Raw genomic sequence first — 6,539 nt, 5'->3', positions numbered from 1 at the left:
CCCAAAAAGAATACGACTCTGTGATCGGAAAGTTCCCCGTATAATAATTTTGTACTATTTTACTCATCGGTTTCTAAACTAAACTGTTTAGTTTGCCCCTGGACGTAGCTTCCGTAACACTACCCCATGTAGAAACGAAAGATGTATATGTAAATATCTGTATTGAGGTTAGAGAACTTCCTGGGCTGAAATCCAAACTAACAGAGATTTGTGATGCCGCAGAGATTGAATATGCCTTTACTAAAGGATTTGGCAAGCAAGCTAAGGTCATGTTCCGGTTAAGTTGATTCCCCATGTTAGGTCATAACTAAACTTAACTTGTTGAAAATTAATTAGCTGGCATTACCCAAGGGGAGCAACGCGATTTTGTGAGGATGGGCAAAAAAGGTGCGATCGCTAAAAACTAGCTTCAGTACAATATAAATATTTACAACAAGTAAGACCGTATTAACACTGTTAGAATTTTATTTTTATTTTCAGATATAAATATGATTTATTACTTCTGCCTAAAAAAAGGTAGGATTCCCTTTGGAGTAAAGGTTTTGATATCTGACATCAAAACGGGGAATGCCTACGCGCTTATGAAAAATCATATATATTCTACTTTTGATTTAAGCAAATCGTTAGAACACTTTCAAGAAAAAGTCACGAAACTTTTAGAACTAACGAATATCTCAGAATGGGATGGACACGTTTTCAGAGAACGTGAGAAAAAAATTAGAGAAATTGCCTTAGTTTTAGCAGGGGAATGTACAGCTTTATTACTCCATAATCTGTCACAATCTCAAGATTTTTTAGATAAAACAGAGCAGGAGACACAGGGGTGGTGGCAAACAAGCACAAAAAAACATGGTTGTAAAGAACGGCAAATATTAACAGTTGGCAATGTCGCAGTAACTTTAAAATTACCGTATGTAGTTGAACGTCAGACTCAACCAAAGAAAAATCAAAAATCTACTCATGTTGGATTTTGTCCATTTTTAAGATATTTGGGAATGTCTGAGGGTTTAACCCCTGGAGTTTTATCGACTATTGCCCGATATGGTGCAATTGCTGGCTCGTTTGAGTCCGCACGGACAACATTAATTGATTGGGGCATAAATATCAGCTTAAAACGTATAGAACGGCTAACATATTACTTTGGTAAAATTGGTATAAATTTACGTGAATCGAAAATAAAAAGTTTAGAGATTGATAGTTTACCTATGAGTAACATTCTTAAAGATCAGCGTGTTGTTATTGCTGTAGATGGGGGGCGTACACGGATTCGGATTAATAAAAAAGGTAGACGTAAGGTTAAGACTAATCGTGTAGGCTTTACAGGAGAATGGATTGAGCCAAAACTATTAACAATTTATGTAGTGAATGAACAAGGTGAAAAAATCAGGAATGGAGAGATTCCAATTACCAATGATGGAACTTATAAAGGATATCAAGGATTTTTGCAGATATTAGAGATGTACTTAGTTAATTTAGGTATTAGTCAGGCGAAACAGGTTTTATTAATTGCGGATGGAGCAGAATGGATCTGGATACATATTCCCCCTTTACTCAAAAAGTTAAAATGCCCACCGGAAACTTATCAATTATTAGACTTTTTTCACGCTGCATCACATTTACAAGACTTTGCTGATGCTGCATTTAGCACAAATAATGAGCGACAGCAATGGTTTCAAAAGGCTCGAAAAAGTTTAAAGAAAGGTCAGGCACTAGATTTAATGAGAAATATGGGTGAATTTATTTTTGAGGCGAACGGAGAGCGCCTTAAAATTTTGGTACGAGAGCGAAATTATATTTTAAAAGCTTACCGACGCAGGCTTTTAAACTATAACTCTGTTACCTTGAAAAACCTTCCTCTTGGTAGTGGCGCGGTTGAAAGTTTAATTCGCCAAGTTGTTAATTTACGGATGAAAGGTAATAGCAAGTTTTGGCTTCAAGATAACGCAGAAATTATGTTGCACCTCCGTTGTCAATGGATAGCTAAAAGTTGGGATAATTTTTCTGACTCTATCTTTAATTCGTTTATCAAACCCCAAAGTGCCTGATAAATTTTATACTTCAATTCGGCATTTAATTTATTTACTGCCATAATTGATACCAAGTCTTAAAGAATTATTGCAGACATATTTGGAAATAATCGTCAAATAATTTACTAGCAATCTTTTTGAGATATCTCATCAAGATAATTTCTCGTGTAATTACGTATACTAGTTGCAAATAAAATTACCTCATACACAAATTTAAGTTTTAGCGATCGCTGGTTTTTGATCCGACCTCACAAAATCGCGTTGCTCCCTTACCCAAGCTATTTTGAAAGTTCCTGACTTAACTGGAAAAGTCAAGTAGGGTATGGGGACTAAAAGTCTTTCCCCTATACCTCATACCATTTCACGAAAAATCTGATACACATATAAACCTTGAAAGATTTGCTGCATCTAAGTTTTTTAATTGCGAATGGGCGAAAAAGCGAATTGTGAATTGGTATCATGCCCTGTTTGGTAAAAACTATTTAGGCACAGTGGTTGCGTTGAGTTCACCCCTTTTCCCTTTTGCCTTCTTGTTTGCACCTTGTGTCACCTTCGGTTCTTCTGACTTACTGGAGTTAACCATTTTCACCAAAGAAGAATTGAGATAACTTTGCGCTGAGATATACAAACTTTCCCAAATGTCTTGATTGCGGCTGATTTTTGTGCCGACTGTATTCCCTGCTGTTTTCTCCGACACCAAATATTTGCGGAAGTAGTTCGTCCATAAGTGTTGGAGAAAATCTTCAGCGAATTCATTAAACGGCAGAATCCATTTATAGTCCTTATCCAGAAATACCCGATAGGACGCAATTATCGGTAGTGCCAGGTCAGTTGGCGCACCAAACCCAAATGAATACTTGCTGTCAGGCAATAACGTAGTTTTACGTATATCAATTGATGCTAAATCGTTAGCACCCTTTCTTCTAGGGTTGCTGATATAGTCTTGGATTATTTCGTAGAGTCTTTGCTCTATCCACAGAGCTTGAGAAAGGAGAGGCAGTAAAGCGGTTAACCGTTCTCTTTCTGCGTCTGTGATGTGACTTGGAAGACTCATCCCTACTGGGTGCTTGGTTCGTTTATTGCCGTCGGGATTGTATTTATTTCTGTCGAGGCAGTAAAGCAGCTTCAGTAAATGGGTGACATTGCACTGAGCGTTTCTGGGAGCGCCGCTTTGGTTTTGGTAATAGGCAATGCGGAATTTCCTATCTTCTGCTCTCTCTAACTGGACTAAATACTGCTTGATGAATTTGTAATCACCTCTGGCGTTAACTTTGGAGCGAGAATCTACTGGCGTTGTAGTATTTGAAGCCAGGGCTATGTCTTTGGCTGATTCTTCAGTCAGTCCGATGTGAATCGTAACTTTTACCCTGGCTTCGGTTAAATCGTATTTGTAATTTTTCGCTTGCTCAAAGGCTAAAACTGTATGCCCCCCGTTGATAATCCCATCGCTACCGCCCTCGTTAGCTTCCAAAATCTCTAGTTCTAGCTCGGTTTTGTTTCTGTTGGGCTTAACTTTATTGGCTGACAGAACGATTCCACTGTGGCGAGAGAAGAATTTTACGGGTTCGGTCGTCAGCGAGTCGAAGATTTGTCTGTAGGTTGCGCTTTTGCGGTTGGGTTCCCGGATGTTCGGTTCTAAGGGGAGGTCTATAGGGAAGCTGTCTACATAGGCTGTGGCGATAATGCAATTGGGATTGGCTTGAAAATAGTTATCTATCTTGATGTTCCAAGTCTTGGGCATACTTTATTTGTTGATGGAAGTAAATTCTATGTTAACCAAAACCCTGATGCTGATATCGCATTTCTTGACACGCCAAGTATCCTTGGAGATTGGACTACAACATATCTCAGCATCTGGGTAGTCAAATTATTTGAACCTGCGGTAGAGCTGACATACCTGAAAAGCCGGAATTCACAGCAAGCGACATTATACTTAATTTGTACAGTCAGTAGACCGAAAAGTTCTGCGGTTGCTAAAAAATAGTAGTGTATGATACAGTTTTTTGAGGAATGTAAAAAAGCTGATTGCCTTGGATAAACTATAAGCTCAACTTATAAATAAGCCCCTAAAGACCAACCAAAATCAGCCGGATGCTAAACAAACTTCGCAGGCTACCCCATAGTTGCGGTCTACTGCTTGGCGTAAAAACTCAAGCATCTGTTTGAGAGTAAATAAATGAGAGAAAACCTGTCTAGTACTTCTCTTTAATCGGCTCAGATAATGCCACACTAGATAAATCCATATATTAATAATTAAAAAAGCTATAGCTACAAATAAAAGCCGAATAGTGGGATTTTTAATAGTAGTTTTTATCCGGCACTGGTTTTTCATTCGGTAGCTGCTTTCAATCCCAAAACGGAGGCGATAGTCATCATGTATAAGCTGCAAAGTTAACTTAACTTTATAGACTGCATAAATAAAAAATTCCCGCCCATGCGCGCGTCTTTTACCATTTTTATATGTACAAACTATCCACACTGGAAAAGTTACTGAACCATATTTATCGCTGTTTAAAGTATAAGTTGTTTTATAACTGCGTCTACCTCTAATTAATTGTCTAGTACCGCCATGTTTACCACGAATAATTACTGGCATCTTCATTGGGGATATCAAGAGCTTGCAACCATCTGATGACTGGCACACAGAAGAATTCCCGGTCTAAATACAATCGTTCTATTTTAAGCTTCAAAGGCTCAATCAGAGCTAAAAGATAAGTAATAATTGCTACTAAAGTATTTTGTTGTTGAACAGCTTTAATAGCTAAAGTGACTCGTTTATTCTTCTTAATTACATAAATAGTAGCGTAAGCATAAAAAGAACAAGTGCCACTTTTAGCTTGACTTCTATAAATATATGGTGCAACTGAAAAGTGATGGCTCACCATAATAAGGAATCAAGTTAAAATCGATGGCAATTTTTTGTCGACCTTCTCGGATTCCATCTGGGAAGCGGCAAAGAAAGTGCAGTATTTAAATCTAATTCCAGAGAGTTCAGGTCGGAATATTTTTCTAAATGATAACGAATATCGTTACTTGTAGGAACATTTTTTAATACTTTACTCGTGTTTTCTATGCTATCTCTTTGGGTAGCTGCCCTAATTAAAATTTCAAATATATTTTGTTGTTCACACTTGCCCTGAGTCTGAATTGGAATGTTTTCGGTTAAACAGTTCACTACTTCGTTCAAGGTTTTACTATCAGTTAAAACTGGCATATTTGCGGTCATAGTCAAACTCAATAATCTTTTAAGTCAAAAATTTTGCTTCTTCACTCCAATACTTTACAAAAATTCCAAGACACAGCACTAGAACATACTTCTGCTACGAGAGCTACCCTTAACTTTTTGGCTAATTTATTAGTTTTACTTATGTTATAGTTACAAATAAGTTTTTCAAAAAGCGTATCAAAAAATACAGTTTTTTAGGCAACAATAAGGTATATAGGTATCCATCACAGAGCGATCGCAGAACTTTTCGGTCTACTGACTGTATTGAGCAGAGCAAAAACTCTTGGTGTCATCTCAGTCTGGCGGAGAATTAGCCACTGTCCCAGCCAGAGTATTGCACCAAAAATCACCGCAGCGATCGCGCTCATGACAATATGATCTGGATATCTGAACGGATCTAGTGTCATATTGATAATCAATGGCACAAATATCAGTGCAGAGAGCAAAAAGCCAATGAATAAGCCAGCAACACTTATCAGGCTCCAGTAGCGACCGAGATAACCGAGCCGGAATTCCAATATCCACTCTTGTACGGGAAGCAAAGTGATGTAAAACGCGATTCCTGCACTGACGTAATCGAGCATTGGCAGTTGTTTTACCTTTGTATTTAGCATATTTGGCATAACCGTGCCAAAACGTACAAGAAAGATACTAACCTAAGACGAATTGAAGCGATTATTGCTGAAAGGTTTCTCACTCCATGCGATCGCTTGTGCAATTACGGTATGCTCATCAAAACTGAGCCTAAAGCTTCTCGTTTGGGTACTAAAGAGATTAGTTGCCATGTAGAAGGAAAGCTGGAGAACAATGTTAATTGGGCAGAAGTTGATGCAGTAGAAGCGTTGATTGAGGAGTTATTAGCGGCGGGTTATTGCTTAAATTCTCCTGACTCTGACAACACAATTGGCGTGATTTCACCTTACCGCCGTCAAGTAAATGCGCTGAGTCAACGCTTAAAATCTCGTTGGTCAGATTTTTCCCCCAAGAGCATTGGTACAGTTCACACATTTCAAGGGGGTCACAAGTCAGTGATAATTTTCTCGACTCGCCAATGTTTTGCAACTGATAGTCTCTGGTTTATTAATCGGCGACCTAATTTACTGAATGTTGCTGTGAGTAGAGCGCGAGAACTGTTTATTCTGGTGGGGAATTTGGGGCGAATTTCTGAAGGGGGGCATACCAAGGAGTTGGTGGAATATATTAGGGAATTTGGCGAAATGCGAGAATTGCAAAAAAGTGGAACTTGGATTTGATTACACGATTTACTGATTTAGTCTAATAATTAA

Annotated in this window: 5 protein-coding genes and 1 pseudogene; 3 read left to right on the top strand and 3 right to left on the bottom strand. The window is 38.2% G+C overall.

Features of this window, described 5'->3' with window-relative positions; genetic code table 11:
* The first annotated feature begins 92 nt into the window (after positions 1-92).
* Positions 93-287: a hypothetical protein gene (locus LC586_RS15590; protein WP_229485683.1), complete on the top strand. Its 195-nt coding sequence runs from the start codon at positions 93-95 to the stop codon at positions 285-287.
* Positions 288-581: 294 nt separating this feature from the next.
* The gene (locus LC586_RS15585; protein ID WP_229485688.1) at positions 582-2,045 is read left to right on the top strand and encodes an ISLre2 family transposase; all 1,464 of its coding nucleotides are present in this window, start codon (positions 582-584) and stop codon (positions 2,043-2,045) included.
* 460 nt (positions 2,046-2,505) lie between these two features.
* Here the strand turns inward: LC586_RS15585 and LC586_RS15580 are convergent, their stop codons facing one another.
* The 3 genes and pseudogenes from LC586_RS15580 to LC586_RS15560 all read right to left on the bottom strand — a co-directional run bounded on the left by LC586_RS15580 (position 2,506) and on the right by LC586_RS15560 (position 5,867).
* A complete protein-coding gene (locus LC586_RS15580; RefSeq protein WP_229485682.1) occupies positions 2,506-3,768 on the bottom strand; it encodes an AIPR family protein in 1,263 nt (420 codons plus the stop codon).
* Positions 3,769-4,110: 342 nt separating this feature from the next.
* Positions 4,111-5,253, bottom strand: a pseudogene (locus LC586_RS42640) (ISH3 family transposase).
* A gap of 224 nt (positions 5,254-5,477) precedes the next feature.
* On the bottom strand, positions 5,478-5,867 hold the full coding sequence (locus LC586_RS15560; RefSeq protein WP_229485678.1) for a hypothetical protein: 390 nt from the start codon (positions 5,865-5,867) through the stop codon (positions 5,478-5,480).
* Positions 5,868-5,978: 111 nt separating this feature from the next.
* Here LC586_RS15560 and LC586_RS15555 point away from each other — a divergent pair, with 111 nt between their 5' ends.
* Positions 5,979-6,506 carry an AAA domain-containing protein gene (locus LC586_RS15555; RefSeq protein WP_229485677.1) on the top strand — a complete coding sequence of 176 codons (528 nt, stop codon included), beginning with the start codon at positions 5,979-5,981 and terminating at the stop codon, positions 6,504-6,506.
* Positions 6,507-6,539 lie beyond the last annotated feature (33 nt).

Source organism: Nostoc favosum CHAB5714, from assembly GCF_020829495.1.
GTDB lineage: Bacteria > Cyanobacteriota > Cyanobacteriia > Cyanobacteriales > Nostocaceae > Nostoc > Nostoc favosum.
This window is presented reverse-complemented; position numbering and strand designations above follow the sequence as displayed.

What these genes read in the sequence shown, in the direction of transcription:
- LC586_RS15555 (WP_229485677.1), top strand. Translation starts at nt 5,979, where the DNA reads ATGCTCATCAAAACTGAGCCTAAAGCTTCTCGTTTGGGTACTAAAGAG.
- LC586_RS15560 (WP_229485678.1), bottom strand. Translation starts at nt 5,867, where the DNA reads ATGCTAAATACAAAGGTAAAACAACTGCCAATGCTCGATTACGTCAGT.
- LC586_RS15580 (WP_229485682.1), bottom strand. Translation starts at nt 3,768, where the DNA reads ATGCCCAAGACTTGGAACATCAAGATAGATAACTATTTTCAAGCCAAT.
- LC586_RS15585 (WP_229485688.1), top strand. Translation starts at nt 582, where the DNA reads ATGAAAAATCATATATATTCTACTTTTGATTTAAGCAAATCGTTAGAA.